Origin of the sequence: Pedobacter gandavensis, assembly GCF_032677645.1 — a bacterium.
Lineage (GTDB): Bacteria > Bacteroidota > Bacteroidia > Sphingobacteriales > Sphingobacteriaceae > Pedobacter > Pedobacter gandavensis_A.
The window spans coordinates 407,383-428,599 of sequence record NZ_JAVTSB010000003.1 but is presented as its reverse complement, the minus strand read 5'-3'; the positions used below and the strand labels follow the sequence as shown (position 1 = coordinate 428,599).

General features: G+C 42.1%; 16 protein-coding genes, 1 tRNA gene and 1 pseudogene. 6 read left to right on the top strand and 12 right to left on the bottom strand.

From position 1 onward, the window contains the following. Positions 1-116 precede the first annotated feature (116 nt). Both serC and R2Q66_RS07655 read left to right on the top strand, forming a co-directional pair. Positions 117-1,220: a 3-phosphoserine/phosphohydroxythreonine transaminase gene (gene serC, locus R2Q66_RS07660; protein ID WP_316747535.1), complete on the top strand. Its 1,104-nt coding sequence runs from the start codon at positions 117-119 to the stop codon at positions 1,218-1,220. Then, positions 1,217-2,077, top strand: a complete 861-nt coding sequence (locus R2Q66_RS07655) for an RNA polymerase sigma factor RpoD/SigA (RefSeq protein WP_316747480.1) — start codon at positions 1,217-1,219, stop codon at positions 2,075-2,077. The genes serC and R2Q66_RS07655 overlap by 4 nt, the downstream gene beginning before the upstream one ends. Positions 2,078-2,234: 157 nt before the next feature. Here R2Q66_RS07655 and R2Q66_RS07650 read toward each other — a convergent pair. From R2Q66_RS07650 to R2Q66_RS07630, 5 genes are all read right to left on the bottom strand, one after another. Next, positions 2,235-2,308, bottom strand: a tRNA-Arg gene (locus R2Q66_RS07650). A 92-nt stretch (positions 2,309-2,400) separates the two neighbouring features. Then, a complete protein-coding gene (locus tag R2Q66_RS07645) occupies positions 2,401-3,366 on the bottom strand; it encodes a DUF1080 domain-containing protein (protein WP_316747479.1) in 966 nt (321 codons plus the stop codon). Between the two features lie 107 nt (positions 3,367-3,473). Continuing rightward, positions 3,474-3,671: a hypothetical protein gene (locus tag R2Q66_RS07640; protein WP_316747477.1), complete on the bottom strand. Its 198-nt coding sequence runs from the start codon at positions 3,669-3,671 to the stop codon at positions 3,474-3,476. An 81-nt stretch (positions 3,672-3,752) separates the two neighbouring features. After that, the gene (locus tag R2Q66_RS07635; protein ID WP_316747475.1) at positions 3,753-5,072 is read right to left on the bottom strand and encodes a HAMP domain-containing sensor histidine kinase; all 1,320 of its coding nucleotides are present in this window, start codon (positions 5,070-5,072) and stop codon (positions 3,753-3,755) included. A 14-nt stretch (positions 5,073-5,086) separates the two neighbouring features. Then, entirely contained in the window at positions 5,087-5,770 is a 684-nt protein-coding gene (locus R2Q66_RS07630) for a response regulator transcription factor (protein ID WP_316747472.1), read from the bottom strand. A gap of 357 nt (positions 5,771-6,127) precedes the next feature. Here R2Q66_RS07630 and R2Q66_RS07625 point away from each other — a divergent pair, with 357 nt between their 5' ends. The 3 genes from R2Q66_RS07625 to R2Q66_RS07615 are packed head-to-tail and all read left to right on the top strand — an operon-like array spanning position 6,128 to position 11,796. After that, positions 6,128-7,477 carry a TolC family protein gene (locus R2Q66_RS07625; RefSeq protein WP_316747470.1) on the top strand — a complete coding sequence of 450 codons (1,350 nt, stop codon included), beginning with the start codon at positions 6,128-6,130 and terminating at the stop codon, positions 7,475-7,477. A gap of 8 nt (positions 7,478-7,485) precedes the next feature. Further along, complete coding sequence (locus R2Q66_RS07620; RefSeq protein WP_316747468.1) at positions 7,486-8,601, top strand: efflux RND transporter periplasmic adaptor subunit; 1,116 nt, start codon at positions 7,486-7,488, stop codon at positions 8,599-8,601. Positions 8,602-8,616: 15 nt separating this feature from the next. Continuing rightward, positions 8,617-11,796 carry a multidrug efflux RND transporter permease subunit gene (locus R2Q66_RS07615; protein ID WP_316747465.1) on the top strand — a complete coding sequence of 1,060 codons (3,180 nt, stop codon included), beginning with the start codon at positions 8,617-8,619 and terminating at the stop codon, positions 11,794-11,796. 99 nt (positions 11,797-11,895) lie between these two features. Here R2Q66_RS07615 and R2Q66_RS07610 read toward each other — a convergent pair whose 3' ends face one another. The 5 genes from R2Q66_RS07610 to cmk all read right to left on the bottom strand — a co-directional run bounded on the left by R2Q66_RS07610 (position 11,896) and on the right by cmk (position 19,238). Further along, entirely contained in the window at positions 11,896-13,302 is a 1,407-nt protein-coding gene (locus tag R2Q66_RS07610; RefSeq protein WP_316747463.1) for an efflux transporter outer membrane subunit, read from the bottom strand. A gap of 21 nt (positions 13,303-13,323) precedes the next feature. Then, a complete protein-coding gene (locus R2Q66_RS07605) occupies positions 13,324-16,500 on the bottom strand; it encodes an efflux RND transporter permease subunit (protein ID WP_316747462.1) in 3,177 nt (1,058 codons plus the stop codon). A 9-nt stretch (positions 16,501-16,509) separates the two neighbouring features. After that, positions 16,510-17,673, bottom strand: coding sequence for an efflux RND transporter periplasmic adaptor subunit (locus R2Q66_RS07600; RefSeq protein WP_316747460.1), 1,164 nt, complete (start codon positions 17,671-17,673; stop codon positions 16,510-16,512). Positions 17,674-17,728: 55 nt separating this feature from the next. Next, positions 17,729-18,316 carry a TetR/AcrR family transcriptional regulator gene (locus tag R2Q66_RS07595; protein WP_316747458.1) on the bottom strand — a complete coding sequence of 196 codons (588 nt, stop codon included), beginning with the start codon at positions 18,314-18,316 and terminating at the stop codon, positions 17,729-17,731. 241 nt (positions 18,317-18,557) lie between these two features. Further along, the gene (gene cmk, locus R2Q66_RS07590) at positions 18,558-19,238 is read right to left on the bottom strand and encodes a (d)CMP kinase (RefSeq protein ID WP_316747456.1); all 681 of its coding nucleotides are present in this window, start codon (positions 19,236-19,238) and stop codon (positions 18,558-18,560) included. 29 nt (positions 19,239-19,267) lie between these two features. Here cmk and arfB point away from each other — a divergent pair. After that, a pseudogene (gene arfB / locus R2Q66_RS07585) lies at positions 19,268-19,690 on the top strand (alternative ribosome rescue aminoacyl-tRNA hydrolase ArfB); the annotation flags it as partial. Here the strand turns inward: arfB and R2Q66_RS07580 are convergent. Both R2Q66_RS07580 and R2Q66_RS07575 read right to left on the bottom strand, forming a co-directional pair. Beyond that, on the bottom strand, positions 19,687-20,643 hold the full coding sequence (locus R2Q66_RS07580) for a lipid A deacylase LpxR family protein (protein WP_316747452.1): 957 nt from the start codon (positions 20,641-20,643) through the stop codon (positions 19,687-19,689). The pseudogene arfB and the gene R2Q66_RS07580 overlap by 4 nt on opposite strands. A 62-nt stretch (positions 20,644-20,705) precedes the next feature. Beyond that, positions 20,706-21,215: a hypothetical protein gene (locus R2Q66_RS07575; protein WP_316747450.1), complete on the bottom strand. Its 510-nt coding sequence runs from the start codon at positions 21,213-21,215 to the stop codon at positions 20,706-20,708. Positions 21,216-21,217: the final 2 nt, after the last annotated feature.

Sequence of the window (21,217 nt, the reverse complement as noted above, 5' to 3'; positions counted from 1 at the left end):
ATTGTATGGTATAAAGCAGTCAAAACAGAAAAATTTGCTGAATGTAAGTGGAAAATGAGATATCCGTTTTGACCTACCGAACTTTGGAGCTATCAACCAAAACCTATAACATAATGATCAAACACAATTTCGGTGCCGGTCCATGTATTTTACCGGCCAAAGTTTTAGATCAGGCAGCGGATGCTGTCAGGGATTTTAACGGCATTGGCCTTAGTATTTTAGAAATTTCCCATCGTACTCCGGAGTTTGAAGCAGTCATCAATGAAACACAGGATCTGGTAAGATCATTGCTGGGTGTTCCCGCAGATTACAGCGTCTTGTTTTTACAGGGTGGTGCCAGCACACAGTTTTCTATGCTAGCCATGAATTTCCTGCAGCAGGGTAAAAAAGCTGCTTATCTGGATAGCGGATTCTTTTCCCTGAAAGCCATCAAGGAAGCCTTGTTTTTTGGCGAGGTAAATGTCATCGCTTCTTCAAAAGATAAAAAGTATGATTATGTTCCTGTAGGTTATCAAATTCCAGCGGACGCTGCTTATTTTCATTACTGCTCAAATAATACCATAGAAGGAACGGAAATGTTTAGTCACCCGGCTACTGCTGTTCCGGTGATCTGTGACATGTCTTCTGATATTTTCAGCAGAGTGATTAATGTTGCCGATTTTGACCTGATCTACGCTGGTGCGCAGAAAAACATGGGCCCTGCTGGTATGACCCTCGTGCTGATTAAAAACAGCTTGCTGGAAAATCTTGGCGATGAAATCGCTTCCATGTCTGATTACCGCATTTATAGAGATAATAATTCTATGTTTAACACTCCTCCGGTATTCTCAATTTATGTTGCCATGCTCAATTTGAGGTGGCTAAAAGAAAAAGGAGGTGTGGCAAAGCAGGAAATTGAAAATATCGCCAAATCAACATTGTTGTATCAGGAGATCGATAGAAATACCTTGTTTTATGGTCTGTCTAATCCCGTTGACAGGTCCAGAATGAATGTGACGTTTAAAATGTATGATCAGGAGCTGGAAGCAGCCTTCCTGGATTTCGCGGTGTCCAATGGCATCGTAGGAATCAAAGGATTTCCTACTGCCGGTGGTTTCAGGGTATCCTTATACAATGCATTGCCAATATCGAGTGTAGAAGTACTCGTGAAATCTATGCAGGATTTTGAAGCGAAATTATTAAACCAAAAAGTATCATTAGAAAATAAAGTTAGGGTATGAGACAATTAAAAATTGCACCATCCATTACCAATCGCGACTCTGAATCTATTGATAAATACCTGACCGATATCGGAAGAATCGACCTGGTGAATGTAGAGGAAGAGTTGAACCTGGCCAGAAGAATCAAAAAAGGAGACAAGGCAGCTCTGGATAAACTGGTGAAAACCAATTTGCGCTTTGTCGTTTCTGTTGCCAAAAAGTATCAAAACAGAGGTTTGCAGTTGGCAGATCTGATTTCGGAAGGGAATCTGGGATTGATCAAAGCCGCAGAGCGATTTGATGATACCAAGGGTTTCAAATTTATCTCTTTCGCCGTATGGTGGATTCGTCAGAGCATCATGCAGGCATTGGCCGATCAAAAGAGAATGATTCGCCTGCCGGGAAATCAGGTGCTGGGCATCATCAAAATCAATAAAGCAACGGATTTACTGGAACAACAGTTAGAAAGATTGCCTACTTATGAAGAGATTTCTGTAGTCACAGAGCTGTCAGAAGATAAAGTTTCTGATTATTTATCAAGTGCGCCTTTGTCGTTTTCATTGGATATGACCACCAATGAGGAAAGCGGTTTTAGCTTGCTGGATAGTCTGGCAAATACCAATGTGCCAAATACAGATGCACTGATGATGACCGAATCTTTAAGGGAAGATTTGCAACGCACCTTAGGTGTACTTCCGGAACGGGAAAAATGGATCATTACCCTTTTCTTCGGACTAGATAACCATACCGCGCTAACTTTAGATGATATGGTGGAAGTTTTTAACCTGAGCAAGGAACGCATCAGGCAATTAAAAGACAGGGCACTGAAAACTTTAAGACAGAATTGCCGGACTCCGTATTTAGCTGAATATTTTTAGCAGTTGGAGGGGACGTTTGGAGAGATGTTCCCTCTTAAGAAGTAATATCCTGTTCTCTATACAGGAGAGCTTCATCATGTAAAGAATTTATACCCTTTAAACAAAAAAAGACGAAGTCTGGAGCAACTTCGCCTTAATTTAAGAGATAAATCCCTTGTACACCCAATAGGATTCGAACCTATGACCTACGGTTTAGAAAACCGTTGCTCTATCCAGCTGAGCTATGGATGCATTTCCCAATATTTTTGGTGGGGCAAATGTATGACTAAAAAAGCAGACCTGCAATAGCTGACAGCAACAAATATTTCATGAAGAAATCCAGTCTATTTACGCCTGGTTTTTTCTTTTAATGCAGATAAGTCTTTCAGTTCTACTTTTCGGAAGTCAATCGGCTGACCTTCACTTTGTAAGGCGATGAATCCACTGCTCAATAACTTGCCGTCGATTTTGATTTTGGGATCGTAATTATTAGCGGTACCACCACCAATTTGTGGTTTAGAATATTGTAATACCGTATCTCCATTGATAATATGTGTAATTAGCGAGTCTCCTAAAACGATCAGCTCGGCACGAACCCATTGGTCGCCATGATAAGTTTCTGAAGTTGAATTGAGACAATGGGAGGCGGCAATTTTGCCCTTGTATACTACATTCGTTCCCGGCGAACACATATTTCCTGTAGGTCTTGGTTTGCCATCACCCAATCCACCTAAAAACTGCATTTCTACAGAAATCGGCCAGTCTTGTTCTTTAGGCATTGTTCTTGGATCCTGAGAATGGAACATGACTCCGCTATTTCTTAGCGTATAATCGGGTGCACCTTTCTGCAATTCTCCTACAAAGCGGTATTCTACTACTAAATGATAATAGGAGTAGGGCACCTTATAATATAAATGGCCAAATTGGTCGTTAAAGTCGCCATACTGGTCATATCTTACTTTGACCATGCCATCTTCCACGCGGAAAGTATTGCCGTAATTCTCGCCAACCTCATGGTGCGCGATTTTTACAAACCAATCGTTGATGTCTTTTTGATTAAACAGGGAGATCCATCCGTTTTTATTAGCCGGTGGGTTGGATGTTGTTTTAGCTGCCAGTGGCTTTGAAATTTCTTTACTAATCGCTGGGCTTGTTGCCCCGGGATTCGCAGTCAGGCTCGAAACCTTTTGCTTCGCAGCTCCTTTAGAAGTTGGTTGCTTTTCTTCCGGGTTTGTAACGGGCTTCTTTACCGGAGCAAAGCTTAAAAATATTGCAGCGCAGGCAAGCGGAACAAAAAAGATTTTTTTCATAATTTGGTTCAGATTTGTGTGGTTGAAACCAAAGTACAAAAAAAAGAGGATATCCATATCTGAATATCCCCTTAGGCTATAGTTCTTAACGAGGTGGTTAAGACTTGTTAGTGTTTTACTACAGGTTTAACAGCTGCTTTTGCAGTTGGTGCTACTACTGGTTTAGTAACTTCAGCTTTAGTAGCTACTGCTTTTACTTTTGCATGTGCTTTGTGAGCTACTGGTTTTGCTGTTGCAGCAGGAGTTTGTGCGAATGCGCCGAAAGTTGTTGCAACTAATGCAAGCGCTAAAATTGTTCTTTTCATGTTTTTAATTGTTTTATGTGATTTGTTAGATCAAAGTTGCTCATCAAACATGAAGATTTTATGAAGATTGAAGGAGTACGATTATTTTTTTTCAAAAATGATGGTAACCCGTGTTCCCTTACCGATTTCCGACTCGATTTCTAGCTCCAGCTCATGGAAAGCGGCAATACTTTTTACAATAGAAAGGCCTAATCCATAACTGTCTTCCTTCTCCGACTGGAACTTCTCAAAGCGCTGAAAAGCATGGGAAACCTGATTTACTTCCATTCCCTGACCGGTATCCTCTATAACTAAGGCATAATTGTCCCCAACAACTGTATCGTAAATCAGGACTCTTCCCGAGGGAAGGTTGTATTTAATCGCATTGTTTATAATATTCATCAATAAGGTATGGAACAGGGAACGGTTGCCTTTGAAAACATAAGATTGCGATAAATTGATGGTAAAAGTCAGGTTCATCATGATCAACCGATGTTCCAGTTCTTCATAAACTTCCTGGATCATTTCTTTCAGTACAATCGTATCCGGTTTTTTATATTGGTTGTTTTCCACCTTAGAGATCAGCAACAAGCTGTTGATGATAGATTTGAGGCGGTTCAGCGTTTTTAAACAGGCAAAGATTTTATTTTCGCCTTCCACACTTAACTTCTCATCGTTCAACAGATTTTCCAGTCTGGTATTTAAAATAGAGATGGGGGTGAGGAGTTCATGAGAAACATTGGCGATGAATTCTTTCTCGGATAGGAAAAGATCAGCGATCTTATTCATGAGTGTACTGATACTCTGGTCTAATATCCTGAAATCTTCCGTAGTTGTCTTTACCGGTTCATAATTGAAACTAATCGGATCATTTACTTTGTTGAGTTTCTGGTCGATAATCTGATAAAAGGGAGCCAGTAAGAATTTACTGAAGGCAAGGTCGCTGATGAGGGTAAGGACTACAGCGGCTAGAAGGATAAAAAAAGTAAAGACAGAAATGGTATGTTCCAGCTGCCCTACGGTGGTCATGGTTTCTCCGAGCTCTAAAAGGTATCTTTTTCCCTGGTAATTGAACTCCGCACTCAGGATCTGATATTCCTCCTGATTGCCTTCAATTTCCCGTGTTTCCTGACTAAAATGTTGTTTTAACTTCTCTTTATGGTTGTTTTTCACCTCCTTTAGAATGATGTATTCTTCCTTTAATAAGTTATAATCGGTAAAAGTTTTTTGTTGCGTCAGCAGGTCATTGATCGCGGCACTGGATAGGTTCGTCACCAGTTTATTCTTTTTCTGGATCAGGCGCTGGTGCATGTGGTTCACCGAAATCCGGTTGATCGAGACCAGGATTAAAATCCCCATCAGGGTGATGATCGCCACCTTGGTTAGGGTATTGTATAAAGCAAGCTTGAGTTGCAGTTTCATCTTTTCGGGGGTGTTTATAACGTCGAATTGATCCGGTAACCGATACTTCTGACCGTTTCAAACCAATCAATAGGCGCGTGTACAGACAGCTTTTTCCTTAAGTTTTTAACATGCACATCTACAAAGTTCGAGTCGGAATTGATTTCCAGAATATCACCCCATACATGCTCCGTCAGATTGATCCTCGAAATTACCCTGTTTTTATTCAACACCAGGTAATTAAAGATCTCAAATTCTTTCCCGGTCAGGTTGATCTTTTGTCCTTCGAAACTCAGTTTATGGTTTTTAATATCCAGAATAAAGTGGTGAATATTTACCTCGTTCATTTCCAGCTTGTGTTTTCTTCTGATGATGGCATGCATTCTGGCGAGCAGTTCCGTCAGGGAAAAAGGTTTTGGCAGGTAATCATCTGCTCCGGATTCCAATCCTTTAATACGATCTTCCACATCGCCCCTGGCGGTTAGAATAATCACTGCATCTTCCCGGTCTTTCAGCTGTTTAAACTGATGGAGTAATTCAAAACCATCGCCATCAGGAAGGCCAAGATCCAGCAGAATAAAATCGTAAGTGTTCACAAATATTTTCTCTGCTGCGGAGGATTTCTTCCAGGCATGTTCTATTGTATAGCCCTCTTTACCCAGAAACGTTGCGATTTCCAGGGCCAGGTTTTTCTCATCTTCTACAATCAGAATATTCATGCGGTCAATATTACATAAAAAAACGATTATTATCAGGCATTTGATTTTTGGTTAAAATAGTTGAATCCCAGCCTGACAGCGCTATATTTTAATTTCTTAAATGCTGAAACAATATTGATACGTAGGTTGTTGTCCAATCATATGCGTCAAAAATATCAGCCTTAAATAAACCCTGTTTTATGATAAAGACTTCGGCAATATCCATTAAGAATCCCCCTTCATCTGGATAATCAGTAATATCAAATGAACATATGAGTATCGGTAGGGAAAGATGTGGAGTAAGGTGATCAGGTATTCATTTTTATAGCAAGAATAACAAACTATGATGAATTTATAAATACTTCATTTTCTTACCTTATGAAACTACAAAAATCGATCTTAACGTTTCTCCTGATCCTACCGGTGACCTGGTGTTCAGTGGCTTTTGGACAAACGGAACGGAACACCACAGAACTGAAAAAAGCCACGCTTCCGGACCTGATCGGCTATGCGCTCCAAAATCAACCGGGGGTGCAACAATCACTGATCGATGAAGAAATCGGGGAAAGGGACATCAAATCGGCACTTTCGGGCTGGTTTCCTCAAATTAATGGTACCGGCACTTACAACAACAACCTCAAACAGCAGGTCAGTGTGCTCACGATGGGCGGCGTAAGTCAGCAACTCGTACTTGGCACCAGACATACCTCCGCATTTACCTTACAAGCCGACCAGCAGTTTCTAAACGCCGGATTGATTCAGGCCTCTAAAGCGTCCAAATATTACAGACAACAGTATAAGCAAAACACAGAAAACACCAAGATTAATACGGTAGTTGGCGTCAGTAAGGCTTATTATGATGTGTTAACCAGTATAGAGCAGTTAAAGATCATCAATGAAAACATTGCACGATTAGAGAAACAGCTCAAAGATGCGAAGGCACAATATGAGAACGGCCTGGTCGATAAAACCGATTATCAGCGCGCACAGATCAGTCTGAGCAATTCCAAAGCAGATAAAAAGCGCTCAGAAGAGGCGATTAAATATAAATATGCCTACCTGAAAGAACTGATCGGTTATGGTGGCGACAAAGACTTCAGCCTAAATTTTGATGCGGTAAAGATGGAAAATGAAATTCTGATTGATACCAATCAAAGAGAAACTTATGAGAATAGAATTGAGTATCGCTTACTACAAACGCAAAGGCAATTACAACATTTAAATACCAACTATAATAAATGGTCTTTCCTACCCAATGTCTCCGGATTTATCAATTACAATTTCAATTACCTGAATAATAACTTCGGCGATTTGTATGATAAAAACTACCCGAGTTCTTTGTTCGGTTTAAAACTGAGCTTACCTATTTTCCAGGGGACGAAGCGGATTCAGGAACTTAGAAAATCACAATTGCAGGAGCAAAGGATAGACCTCGACCTGGTGAATGTTAAAAACCAGATTAAGAGTCAGTATGTGCAGGCGATGGCCACTTATAAGGCGAATTTAAACGACTGGAAAACAGCGGGCGCCAATGTGGAGATTTCCCGCCAGGTTTATCAGACCATCAAATTGCAATATGATGAAGGGATCAAGGCTTATCTGGATCTGATGACTTCCGAAACAGACCTGCGTACCGCACAACTCAATTATTTAAATTCATTGTACAGTCTACTGGCTTCCAGACTAGATGTACAACAAGCATTAGGCACAATTACCGTAAACCAATAAGTACTCAAATGAAGACGATTAATCACTTAAAACCAGCTATTGTTATTTTGGGGTCCATTTTTTTAGCGTCCTGCGGTAATGGAGATAAAGCTGCGCAGCAGCAGCAGGGACCTCCACCGGCTACACCAGTCTCCGTTTATAAGGTAGCTGCAGAGCCGGTTACCACGGTAGATTCCTATCCGGGGGTTGTAGTAGCCCTGGATGAAGTACAAATCCGCGCACAGGTTGGTGGTTTTATCACCGCTGTTTATGTGAAGGACGGACAAAAAGTAAAGAAAGGGCAGAAGCTCTACGAAATTGACCGCACCAAATACCAGGCCGCTTACAATGCTGCTAAAGCAAATGTACAGATGGCACAGGCCAATCGTGATAAAGCTAAAAAAGATGCGGAACGCTATAAAAATCTGGCTGCACAGGATGCCATTGCCAAGCAGCGCGTAGATTACGCTTTAACGGATCTCGCCAATGCAGAATCGCAGGTGGCCGCGGCAAAAGCAAACCTTTCTTCGGCAAATAACGACCTGCAAAATGCAATGATTGTATCTCCGCTAACCGGAACTATCGGTATCTCCCAGGTAAAACAGGGCTCTTTGGTTGCGCCTTCTACAACGATTTTAAATACCGTTTCAACTGGTCATCCAATAGCGGTAGACATTACCGTAAATCAGGCAGATATCCCGCATTTCATCAGTATGAAGAACAATCCTCAGGCAGTAAAAGACTCTCTTTTTACGGTACAACTCCAGGATGGCAGTTTATATAAACGTCAGGGTAGAATTATCGCCCTCGATAGAGCGGTAGATCCTGCAACCGGAGCGATCACCGTAAGGATTGGTTATCCCAATGAGGATGGTAGGCTGATTGCGGGGATGACCGTAAATATGAAAGTACTGAACAAGTCTACCGAAAATGAACTGGTGATTCCCTATAAATCGGTTATCGAGCAATTGGGTGAATTTAATGTATATGTGGTAGCCGATAGCAATAAAGCGGAGCAACGGATCATCAAAATTGGTAAACAATTCGATAAAAATGTAGTGGTAAAATCGGGTTTAAAGGCTGGTGAACTGATCGTTTCCGAGGGTGCACAAAATGTAAGGCCTGGTGCCGTGGTAAAATTTTAAAAGAATTTCAAGCTTATGATCTCAGAAGTATTTATCAGGCGCCCGGTCACGGCCATCGTCATCTCTATTTTAATTGTACTGATTGGAACTATTGTTATCACAACCTTACCGATCAGTCAGTACCCAAGTATTGCACCGCCAACAGTAACCGTTTCCGCCGCTTATACAGGGGCTGATGCGCAAACCGTGGAGCAAACAGTGACCACCCCTATTGAAAGTCAGATCAATGGTACCCCCGGAATGAAGTATTTATCTTCCAACAGTACCTCTGATGGTCGTTCTTCCATCACCGTTACCTTTGATGTAGGGACAAATATCGATATCGCCGCCTTAGATGTACAGAACAGGGTGGGGATCGCAGAGCCTTCTTTACCGGAGGCCGTTACCCGTTTAGGCGTAACCACTAAGAAAGCAAATAATGATATTTTGATGGTGGTAGGTCTGTATTCTCCGAATGGAACTTACGACGATAAATTTATCTCTAACTATGTCAATCTATATGTAAAAGACGCTTTACTCCGTGTTAAAGGGGTAGGAGATGTGCAGAATTTCGGTCAGCCGTTTAGTATGCGGATCTGGCTGGATGCCAATAAACTGGCCAGTTATAATTTAACACCGGCCAATGTTACTGCGGCAGTGCAGGAGCAAAACACCAGAATTCCGGGAGGAAGTGTGGGTGCTCCGCCACAACATAATGCGCAGACATTTGAGTTTTCGGTCATCCTGGATGGCGACTTAAATACCGTTGATCAGTTTAAAAATATTGTCATTAAAACCGGAGCAGATGGTTCTTTAGTTTTTCTGAAAGATGTAGCCCGCGTAGAATTAGGCGCCTTTAGCTATGCGAATAGCTCTAAAGTAAATGGGAAAGTGGCGTCGTTAATGATGATCAACCAGACCCCGGGAGGTAATGCCGTTCAAACGGCTGATGGGATTCAAAAGGCCCTGGATGAATTGAAAAAATCTTTCCCGAAAGACCTGGATTATACCATTCCTTATGAAACGGTTACTGTAGTGAAAGTATCCATTTCTGAGGTAGTGAACACCTTAATTGAAGCCCTGGTGCTGGTTACCCTGGTGGTGTTTTTATTCCTGCAAAGTTGGAGGGCCACCCTGATTCCGGTACTGGCGATCCCGGTTTCCATTATTGGTACATTTATCTTTTTTACGCTCTTTGGCTTCTCCATCAATACCTTAACCATGTTTGGTTTCGTCCTCGCCATTGGTATTGTGGTGGATGATGCGATTGTAGTGGTAGAGGCGGTACAGCATTATATGGATCATGATGGTTTATCGGCTCCCGATGCCACCAGAAGAGCGATGAACGACATTACGGCACCGGTAATCGCGATTGCGTTGATCCTGGCTGCGGTATTTATTCCGGTTGGATTTATCCCTGGAATGGTTGGGCTACTTTATCAGCAATTTGCCATTACCATCGCCGTTTCTGTATTGATTTCAGCCTTTATCGCGCTTTCTCTTACACCGGCTTTGTGTTCATTGCTATTGACACCAATGAATTTAAATAAAGACTCAAAAGGGTTAAATAAGTTCTTTTTCAAGTTTAACCGCTGGTTTGCCAAGCTGACCCATAACTATTCTGTGGGGGTTAAAAAATGCTTAAAGTCGGCCCCTTTGGTGATTATTATCCTGATTTGTATTTATCTCGGAACTGGTGGGTTATTTGTGAAAAAACCTACGGGTTTTATCCCTAATGAGGATGCCGGTATTTTCTTAGTCGGTGCCACTTTACCTGAAGGATCTTCTGCGGTACGTACCGATGCTTTTATCAAAAGGATCACAGACAGCATCCGCAAAAACAATCCGGAAGTAGACAATATCACTTCCATCAGCGGGATCAATATCCTGAACAGGTCCTTTAAATCTAATGCCGGTACTTTCTTTGTACAGCTTAAAAACTGGGAAGAACGTAAAAAGGATGTGAGTACGATTATGGCCGGTTTAACCAAATCATTTACCGGTGATAAGGATGGTAGTGTGCTGGTGGTTTCGCCGCCGGCAATTCCCGGACTGGGGATCAGTGGAGGTTTTACCTTGCAGATTCAGGAGAAACAAAGTGGAGACATCAAGGAGTTTGAAGCCAATGTGGGTAAATTCCTCGCCGCGGCAAATCAGCGACCGGAAATCGGCATGGCTTATACCTTGTTTAACTCGAGAACACCGAATTATAAATTGACGGTGAATCGGGATATGGCGAAAAAGATGGGCGTTTCCATTGCTGCGGTTTACAGTACTATTTCGACTTATCTGGGGAGTAGTTATATCAATGATTTCACCAAATACGGAAGGAACTTCCGCGTAGTGAGTCAGGCAGATACCAATTACAGGGCAAATATCGACAACCTGAAGCACCTGAGGGTGATGAATGCCCAGGGAGTTTCTGTGCCGTTGAGTGCTTTGGTGTCTTATAAGGTGATCGAAAATGCTTCTATCATCAATCACTACAACCTTTTCCGCTCTATTGAGATTGGGGGCGCTGCAAAACCGGGTAAAAGTTCCGGCGATGCGCTGAAAGCCTTGCAGGAAGTGGCCGCTCAAACCTTACCTGCCAATTATGCCTATGATTTCTCCGGACTGAGTCTGGAAGAAACGGAAGCGGGAAACAGTACGACCCTGATCTTTTCATTGATCATTATCTTTGTATTCCTGTTACTGGCAGCCTTGTACGAAAGTTGGTCTGTTCCTTTTTCCATCCTGCTTTCGGTACCACTGGGTTTATTTGGGGCGATTCTGGCCTTAACCTTCCTCCCAAAACTGGATAATAATATTTATGCCCAGGTGGGATTGATCACGCTGATCGGTTTATCCGCCAAGAATGCGATTCTGATTGTAGAGTTTGCAAAGGAAAGGGTAGACTGGGGGATGGAGCTGATCGCAGCCACGATTGAGGCGGTGCGGTTAAGACTCCGACCAATTATCATGACTTCGGTAGCCTTTATTCTGGGGGTAATTCCATTGATTTTATCTTCCGGTGCAGGTGCGGTTTCCCGTCAGACCATTGGCTGGACGGTAGCTGCGGGGATGTTATCCGCCACGATATTAGCCCTGTTCATTGTGCCGGTATTGTTTGTACTGATCACTAAAATGGCTTATGGCAAGAAAAAACTGGCCGAATTACAAGCCAGCTATAATCCGGAAGATCATAAAAACACTTTACACGCAGAAGATGATTAATTGGTTTTAAACTAATATTCTGCATTCCTTTAACATAAAAATGCCTCCAAAAAGTGTCATACTTTAAGGAGGCATTTTTTATTGAACGAATAGGGATGGTTATTTCCAACCGCCACCTAATGCTCTGTATAGGTTTACAACCGATTGTAATTTCTGCAATCTGTCATTAACACCACTCAATTGCGCAGCAAGTAAGCTTTGCTCTGAAGTCAATACATCTGTATAGTTTGTAGCAGAACTGAATCTCAACAATTCCTGAGTGTACTCTACTGATTTTTGTAAAGCAGCAATCTGTTTTGCACGTGCATCTTCTTTTTCAACCGCAGTCTGATACGTATATAACGCATCAGAAACTTCCTTACCCGCTACCAGTAATGTTTTCTGGAAGGTGTTTACTGCTTGTTCCTGAACGGATTTTGCAGTGGCTAATCTGGCTTTATTCAAGCCTTTATTGAAGATTGGTTGTGTTAATCCACCCAACAAGTTGTAAAATACAGACTTGTCGAAGAAATCTTTAAGATCCAGACTCGACAATCCAGCGGTTGCGGTAATGGTTAGCGAAGGATAGAAATAAGTACGGGCCAGATTCGTGTTTTCGAATGCGCTTCTGAAAGCCAATTCAGCACTTTGTACATCTGGTCTGTTTTCTAACAATTGCGTAGGAACACCAATTTTTAAATCGTTGGTAGGATTCTGACTTAACAGTTTACCACGGTTAATTGGGCCCGGAGCTCTAGCTAACAAGATGTTTAACGCGTTTTCAGTCTCCCTGATCGTTCTTTTTAAATCAGGAATCGTTACTTCTGTCGCATATCTGCTGGCTTCACTCTGCACTACTGCTGCACCATTTACTACGGCACCTTCTTTTAATGCTTTCATGGTTTCTACACCAATAATCCTGCTTTTTAAAGTCTGTTGGGTAATTTCCAGCTGACTGTCTAAAGCAAGTAAGGTATAATAACTGGTCGCGATATCAGCAATCAGTTGCGTTTGTACCGCTCTTTTTGCTGCATCCGTTTGGAAGTAAGTTGCTAAGGCAGCTCTTTTCGCGCTGCTTAGTTTACCCCAGATATCAGCTTCCCAGCTAGTGCTCAACTGCGCTTTGAAAGAATTCGTCAGTGTATTGATATTGATCCCCGGAGGAAAGTTTAATCCAGCCTGCGATTGCTTATTCCTTGAGGCATTCACATCAGCGGTTAGCGTAGGGAAAAATGCAGCCTTACTTTGTTGTAAGGTTGCTTTCGACTGTACAATGTTCTGAACCGCATTCTTCAGGTCAAGATTTTGTTCCAGGCCTTCCTGGATCAATCCCGTCAATTGAGGATCAGCAAAAACAGTTTGCCATGGCGTATTCGCCATGGTTATGCTGTCTGTTGAAGTTTGCTCACGAAACAGTCCCATCGTTTTTAACTCCGGACTTTCGTAAGGCTTAGTTACCCGGCAGGAAGCAAAAACGGTAGCCGCCAGTGCAAGGGTGAACATTTGTTTTTTATAGGATAAAATCATCGTTTCTCTTTAATAAATGAATTAATGCTGCGGCGCTTTCTTAGCTTTAGTCGGATCAATGGCGTCTTCGTCATCATCGTCGTAAGTCTTTAAATGTAATGGACCGCTGATTTTTTCCTGTAAGGTCTGGAAGATGATAAACAATACCGGGATCACAAATACCCCTAAGATCGTTCCGATAAGCATACCGCCTACTGCACCTGTACCAATAGATTTATTACCTACCGCACCTGCACCTGTAGAGAACATCAATGGAACCAATCCAAAGATGAAGGCAAAAGAAGTCATTAAAATCGGTCTGAAACGTGCTACAGCACCTTGAATGGCCGATTGTACGATGTCCAGTCCCTGACGTCTTCTTTCCAGCGCAAACTCTACAATCAAAATACCGTTCTTGGCCAGTAGCCCGATAAGCATGATGAGGGAGATTTGCAGGTAAATACTACTGTTTAATTTAAAGATGATCGAGAATAAGTAAGCTCCTGCCAAACCGAATGGGATGGATAGAATTACTGCAAATGGAAGGATATAACTTTCATATTGCGCACTCAACAGGAAGTAAACGAATACCAGACATAAGATAAAGATAAACACAGTCTGACTACCAGAAGCTAATTCTTCACGGGTAAGACCAGAGAAATCATAACCATAACCTGCAGGCAATGATTCTGCAGCAACTTCCTGGATCGCTTTAATCGCGTCACCAGAACTGTAACCTGCATTTGGTGCACCTGTAACTGCAATAGAACTGAAAAGGTTGAACCTCGAAATCGACTCCGGACCGTATACCCTGGTCATGTTGATGAATTCCGTGATCGGCGCCATTTCTCCTTTGCTGTTTCTAACGAATACTTTGTTTAATCCTTCTGGATTTTTACGGTAATTGGCATCTGCCTGAATCATGACACGGTATTGCTTACCAAACTGGTTAAAGTTTGAAGCATACAATCCACCGTAATAACCTTGTAAGGTGTTCAATACAGAGTTCACCGTAATTCCTGCTTCTTTACATTTTTCCAGATTCACATCCAGCATATATTGCGGGAAATTCGGGTTAAATGAAGTCGTCGCATATTGAATTTCCGGACGTTTAGCCAGACTGGCAAGGAAATCAGAGTTTACCTTGAACAGTTCCTGAACGGTATGTCCGCCTTTATCCTGTACCTGGAACTCAAATCCACCACTCTGTCCAAATCCCTGAATCGTAGGAGGAGAGATGAAGAAAATACTCGCATCTCTGATGCCTGCTGTTTTTTTGAAAAGTTCGCCTATGATCTCCTCAATACCACGGTCGCGATCGCTCCAGGTTTTCAGTTTCAGAATTACCATACTATAAGCACTACCCTGACCAGCGGTAAAGTTTTGCCCAACTATACGTAGAGTGTTTTTTACTTCCGGAATGGTGTGTGCCAGACTATCTACCTGCTTCGCGATGATCGTAGAGCGTTCCAGAGATGATGATGGCGGTAAGCTGATATTGGCAAAAATAGTTCCCTGATCTTCCGAAGGAACGAAAGCTGAAGGTGTAGTTTTCATCATGAAAACCAAAGCTCCACTGAACAATACAATAGAAGCTAGTACAATCCATTTCTTAACAGAAAGGAACTGGATAGATTTTTTGTATTTGCTGGTGATATTGTCAAATGATACGTTGAAAGCCGTATAGAAACGCTGTACAAAGCTTTGATGCTTAACGTCGTCTGTATGTGGTTTCAGTAATAAAGCACATAGTGCCGGACTTAATGTCAAGGCATTTACTGCGGATAAGATAATCGAAATGGCCAGTGTAATACCGAATTGCTTGTAGAATACCCCCGTAGAACCTGTAATAAAGGTTACCGGAATAAATACCGCGGCCATTACTAAAGTAATCGAAATAATCGCTCCTGAAATCTCACTCATCGCATCGATGGTTGCTTTTCTGGCTGATTTATAACCATGATCTAATTTGGCATGGACCGCCTCTACCACCACAATCGCATCATCCACCACAATACCGATGGCGAGGACGAGTGCAAATAAGGTTAGTAAGTTGATCGTAAAACCAAATAAGTTTAAGAAGAAGAAGGTACCTACAATTGCTACCGGTACTGCTATCGCAGGAATTAAGGTAGAACGGAAATCCTGTAAGAAGATAAATACAACGATAAATACCAGGATAAAGGCTTCAATAAGGGTATGTATTACCTTCTCAATTGAAGCATCAAGGTTTTCATTCACATCCACCAGGTAAACATAGTTTACGCCTTTAGGGAAGTCTTTTGCCGCCTGGTCAATGATCTTTTTAGATTCAATAATTACGTCTCTTGCATTGGAACCCGGAGTCTGACTAATCGCCATACCTACCGAAGGTTTACCGTTGGTGGTAATGTTAGAGGCATAACTTAAAGAACCCAGCTCTACTCTGGCTACATCTTTTAGTCGCAACAACTGGCCATTGCCTGCTGCTTTAACTACGATGTTTTCAAATTCTGTGGCTTTAGTTAACCTTCCTTTGTATTTGATAACGTATTGAAAAGCTTCGTCGCCGTTCTCGCCAAATTTACCTGGCGCTGCTTCAATATTCTGTTCTGCTAGTGCAGCAGAAATATCTGCAGGAATCAGGCTGTATTGTGCCATCATATCCGGTTTTAACCAGATACGCATCGAGTAATCTTTAGATCCGAAAATCGTTGCATTACCTACACCAGTTACCCTTTGAATCGCGGGAACAAGGTTGATCTTTGCATAATTCTGTAAGAAAGTCTGGTCGTATGCCGGATTATCACTGTAAAGTGAGAAAATCAACAGATTACTACTCTGACTCTTGGTTACCGTAACCCCTGCTTGTGTTACCTCCTGAGGTAATAAACTGGTGGCTCTGGATACCCTGTTCTGCACGTTTACGGCAGCTAAATCGGGATCTGTACCTACTTTAAAGAAGATGTTAATACTTGCAGAACCATCATTGGTTGCAGTAGAGGTCATGTAAGTCATGTTCTCTACCCCGTTAATTTGCTCTTCAAGTGGTATGATTACGCTTTTAAGTACCACATCGGCATTTGCACCCGTATAAGACGCAGAAACCTGCACGGTAGGAGGGGCAATGTCGGGGTATTGTGAAATGGGCAGCGCGAGCAGCCCTAGTAGTCCCAGGATCACAATGATCACAGAGATCACTGTAGACAGCACCGGGCGCTGTATGAATATCTTAAACATATATGGATCTTATTTTAAATCTGCGTAAACAATTGCATCGCTTACCGGGGATACTTTAATCTGTGTGTCGTCTTTTAACGTGGCAACGCCTTCTAATACGATTTTATCACCTGCTTTAAGTCCTTCTTCAACCACGAAGTAAGTACCGGCAGTATTTTTCATCACCTTGATGGCAGTGCTTTTCGTTTTACCGTCTTTATCTACTACAACTGCAAAGCGTTTATCCTGTAATTCGAAAGTGGCACTCTGTGGAACCAGAAGCGCATCTTTAATTGGATCAGGAATCCTTACTGTAGCACTGCTACCGCTGCGGATCATACCTTTAGGGTTAGGGAAACTTGCACGTACATTGGCAGAACCTGTAGTCGTGTTGATTTGACCTGTAATGGTTTGAATACGTCCTTTATGGTCGTATAAAGTACCATCAGATAAGATCAGGGAAACTTCAGGAAGTTTAGCCAGCCTTTGTGCAAGCGTCATACCACTGCCGTCTTTAAAGAAATGAAGCAGCAGTTTTTCATTAAATGCAAAATAAGCATATACGTTTCCTGTGCTTGATACGGTAGTTAAAGGTTCGGCATTATTACCGCTCACTAAACTTCCCAAACGGAAAGGAATCGCACCTACTACACCGTCAACCGGACTGGTTACGGTAGTATAACCTAAATTGGTTCTTGCATTAGATAAGGCTGCTTTTGCTTGTGCCAGTGCAGCTAATTTCGCCTGGTAAGTATATTGTGCAGATTCTAATTCGAATTTAGATACGATGTCTTTTTCTACTAATGGTTTTACTTTGTTTACCGCCATATTTGCAGCGCTAACATCAGCTTCTGCAGCTTTGATGCTCGCTGTAGCCGTACGCACTTCCTGCTCAAATTGTGGAGCATTGATTTTGAACAATGGCTGTCCTTTTCTAACTACCGCGCCTTCATCTACAAAAATCTTCTCTACATACCCATCTACTCTTGGTCTGATTTCTATATTTTGCTGGCCCTGGATACTTGCAGGGTAATCGGTGTTTAACGTTGCGCTGCGTGGCTGCAACTCTAATACTTTGTATTCTTTGACCTGAGGAGCCGCCCCTGCCGGGCCGCCTTTCTGTCCGCTATTTCCGCATGAACTGATAATCATTAGTGCCGGAAGCAATAATAGTGATTGAATTGTGTATCTCATTTTTATGGGTATTGTTCGTTTTTGTGTTTTAAATGGAAATTATATATGTTTATTTTTAAGGAAAAATGGTTTCGTAGATCAGTTGCTTACGATCCTCCATCAAAGTCGCGTACTCTTCATCATTCATGCCAAATAAGACTTTATGAAGGGGTGCAGTAAGGAAAGGATGTGCCATTAAGGAAAATAAATTAAGTATAAACTGCCTTGGATCCATTTTCTTAAGTCCGCCCTTATCCATTTCTTCGGCTACTTCCTTCATAAAAAGCTGTACTTTTTTTGGGGAGGCTTTTTTAGCCTGCATCTCTACATGTCTGTTCATCTCGGTAATGATGAACAATTGACGGAAGGGGTATTGTGCCGTTTCTTTGATGAATACCGTGATCAGGTTTCTGATCTTTTCTTTGAAAGGCATCTTGGATTCAAATACTTCGTCCAGCGTGCAGACAAAGCCTTCCTGTGCTTCCTTGAACACCTGGTCAAACAGGATGTCCCTGGAGCGGAAGTAGTAATTTACCAGGGTCCGGTTTACGCCGGCCGCATCCGCGATTTCCTGCGTGGTGGCATGTAATTTGCCCTCCGCAAAAAACAGGTGCTTGGCTGTATCTTTGATTAATTGTTCCGTACCAGTGTCGCGAGTTGACATATACTTTGAGTTTGACAAATTTGTTAAACAAAAGTATTAAACCTCCTTTTGAGTTAAAACATGGAATTGTAATGTTTGGATTTAGGGAGGCTTTGTAACTGATTATTGACAAAAAAAAGGGCTAAAAGCCCTTCTCTATATGGTGATAATTACCTTTGTCAGGTACAATAATTAGGTTATTCAGGTCATTTTTACTGATCCTGCAAATTGCTTTGCAAAATTTCGTAAAAACGGATTGGCCTTAGGCCGGGAAATGAAGTTTTACCTGTTCCAATGCAAAATCAAGCTGTTGCTGCGGGGTGATTTCGGTATTGTCAAGGATTACCGCGTCTTCTGCACGGGTCAGCGGACTTTCTACACGGGTAGTATCCGCGTAATCGCGATGTGCAAGGTTTTCAAATACATCTTCTAAACTCGTAGAAGTATCGCCTTTACTTTGCATCTCTTTGAAACGACGTTCTGCTCTTACTTTCGGATCGGCAGTCATGAAGAACTTTACCTGTGCATCCGGGAAAACAGTAGTTCCAATGTCACGGCCATCCATCACTATGTTTTTGGATTTGCCCATGCGTTGCTGCTGTTTTACCATATCCTTACGGACATATTTATTAGCCGATACACCACTAACTGCTTCCGAAACCGGCATCTTCCTGATTTCTTCCGATACCTCTTCGCCATTTAATGTAATGTGCGATTCATAATCCCTGGAATGAAAGTTTAGTTCTATATGTTGCAAGGCGTCTTTTACCGCTTCAGTATCATTAATATCTACATGATTGCGGATGAAATAAAGCGTTACCGCACGGTACATCGCTCCGCTGTCAATATAAATGAAACCCAGCTTCTTTGCCAATGCTTTCGCTAATGTGCTTTTTCCACATGATGAGTAGCCATCAATAGCTACAACCAGATTTTTCCTCATATAGCGCAAAGTTAGTATTTTCTTTAGGTACTTTTGCCGGTATGATACCCAATAAAGAAGATATCCTTAAAGTTGTCAGCTTTAAAACCTCACGTAGTGGGGGTAAAGGCGGACAAAATGTAAACAAGGTTTCCAGTAAGGTAGAGTTGATCCTCCATATTCCTTCCGCAGGTTTTTTTACGGAAGAAGAGCAAGCGCTCTTAATGGAAAGGTTAGCCAATCGCCTGGATCAGGAAGGAAACCTGCACATCGTTTCTCAGGAAGATCGAAGTCAGCTAATGAACAAAGAAAGAACGATGCTGAAATTGATTGCCCTGCTGAAATCAGCGCTGCACATTCAAAAGAAAAGAAAGCCTACCAAAACACCGAAATCGGTGATCAGGAGAAGGCTACAGGACAAACAGAGCGTTTCCTCGAAGAAAACCTTGAGGAAACGTCCTGCCCTGGACTAATTGAAACGGTAAAACAGACTGATACTGCCATATTGATGTGCTCTGGCAACACTTTTCACTTCTTTGGTCTTAAAGATCATCCCAAAATCCACCGTAAATCGCTGACTGCTGTAATTAAATCCTAATTGCTGTGCAAACACCACTGGTTTAACCCCAAAAGTAACCGGACTGTTGTTGTTAAACATACTGCCCTGTATCGTCGCATCATAAGCCACAAAATTAAGCTGCGGTTTTGCATAAAAGAACAACTCCGATTTTACTAAATTCTTTGTCTTTGGTTGATTACCGATCACCGAATTGGTCGCTGCAGAATTGAACAACTGGTTAATCCGTCCTGCGCGAAACAAAATACCTGCTCCTGCACCACTAAAAGTAGTTCCTACGTTAGCATAACCCTCAAATGAGAAGTCAGCAGCCTGATCTTTAAAGCGGTGTAGCAACTTTGTGTATTGAGCAGATAGATTGACCTGCATCTCTTCTTTAATCTGATAATCCCAGCCTTCCAGCTTATAGAAACCAACGGTTTTATGCAATAACTCCTGACCTTTCTCCGCCAGAGAGGAAGGGCCGGTTACGCCAACCTGTGCGCTGGTTTTCAGAATGCTTTCATTTTTATAAAACCAGTTCAAAGCACCTTCCGCATATAAATAGCCCGCAAAGGGACGATCTTGTTTTGCCGGGTCCGGTGCTGAACCTGAATAAGGGTTATACATTTTCTGACCTACCGCTAGCTCATAAGTTTTCTTTTCCAGCTTTTCCGGAAGCCCGCTTTGATTTAAAGCATGACGGAAATTGATAAATAAACCATTGGTATAATAGCGGTCAGAGCCTTGCATGAGGTAAGAATCATTATCACTCTTAAACCCAAACTCATTTTTGAAGCTTTGTGCCGAAACCTGATTCGCTGCTAAACAACAGATCAGGGATAGCACTGCTTTACTGATTACTTTCATTATTATTTTGCTAAAAAAAAACTCCGGCAAATTTGCCGGAGTTGAATATCGTATTTTTTATCCTAAAAAGTATAACCAAGACTTAGACCACCATAATAAGGCAGGAAGAAGTCTCTGCTGAAGACCGGACTTAAACCGATCCTGAAAGCAAAACCGCTATCTTCCGGTTGTACCCGGTAGAAAAAGCTCATGGTACCGATTACATTGCTTTCGTTCTTATTGAAAAGTACTTCTGCATCTCCACCTGTAGAGATAAAGGTAGCACCCAATCCAAGTTCAAAGTACTTGCCGTTTTTTCCAAGCAGGTAGTTTAATGATAAAGGAACCGTAGTTACCTTATCGCCATCTACAGAGAAATAACCAATACCTGCACGGCCCCCAAGACCATCTCTTTTTTTGAAGAATCTGGAGTCATAGTTTGCGGTAAACGTTAAACCCTGACCACCCAGTTCAATAAAGATGTTTTGTGCCCTCGAAACTGCCGGAGGAGTGCTGCTCGTGTTGTTTTCCTGTGCAAAAAGCCCGGAAATACTGATGACAGATAAAAGTAGCGCTAATGTTAATTTCTTCATTG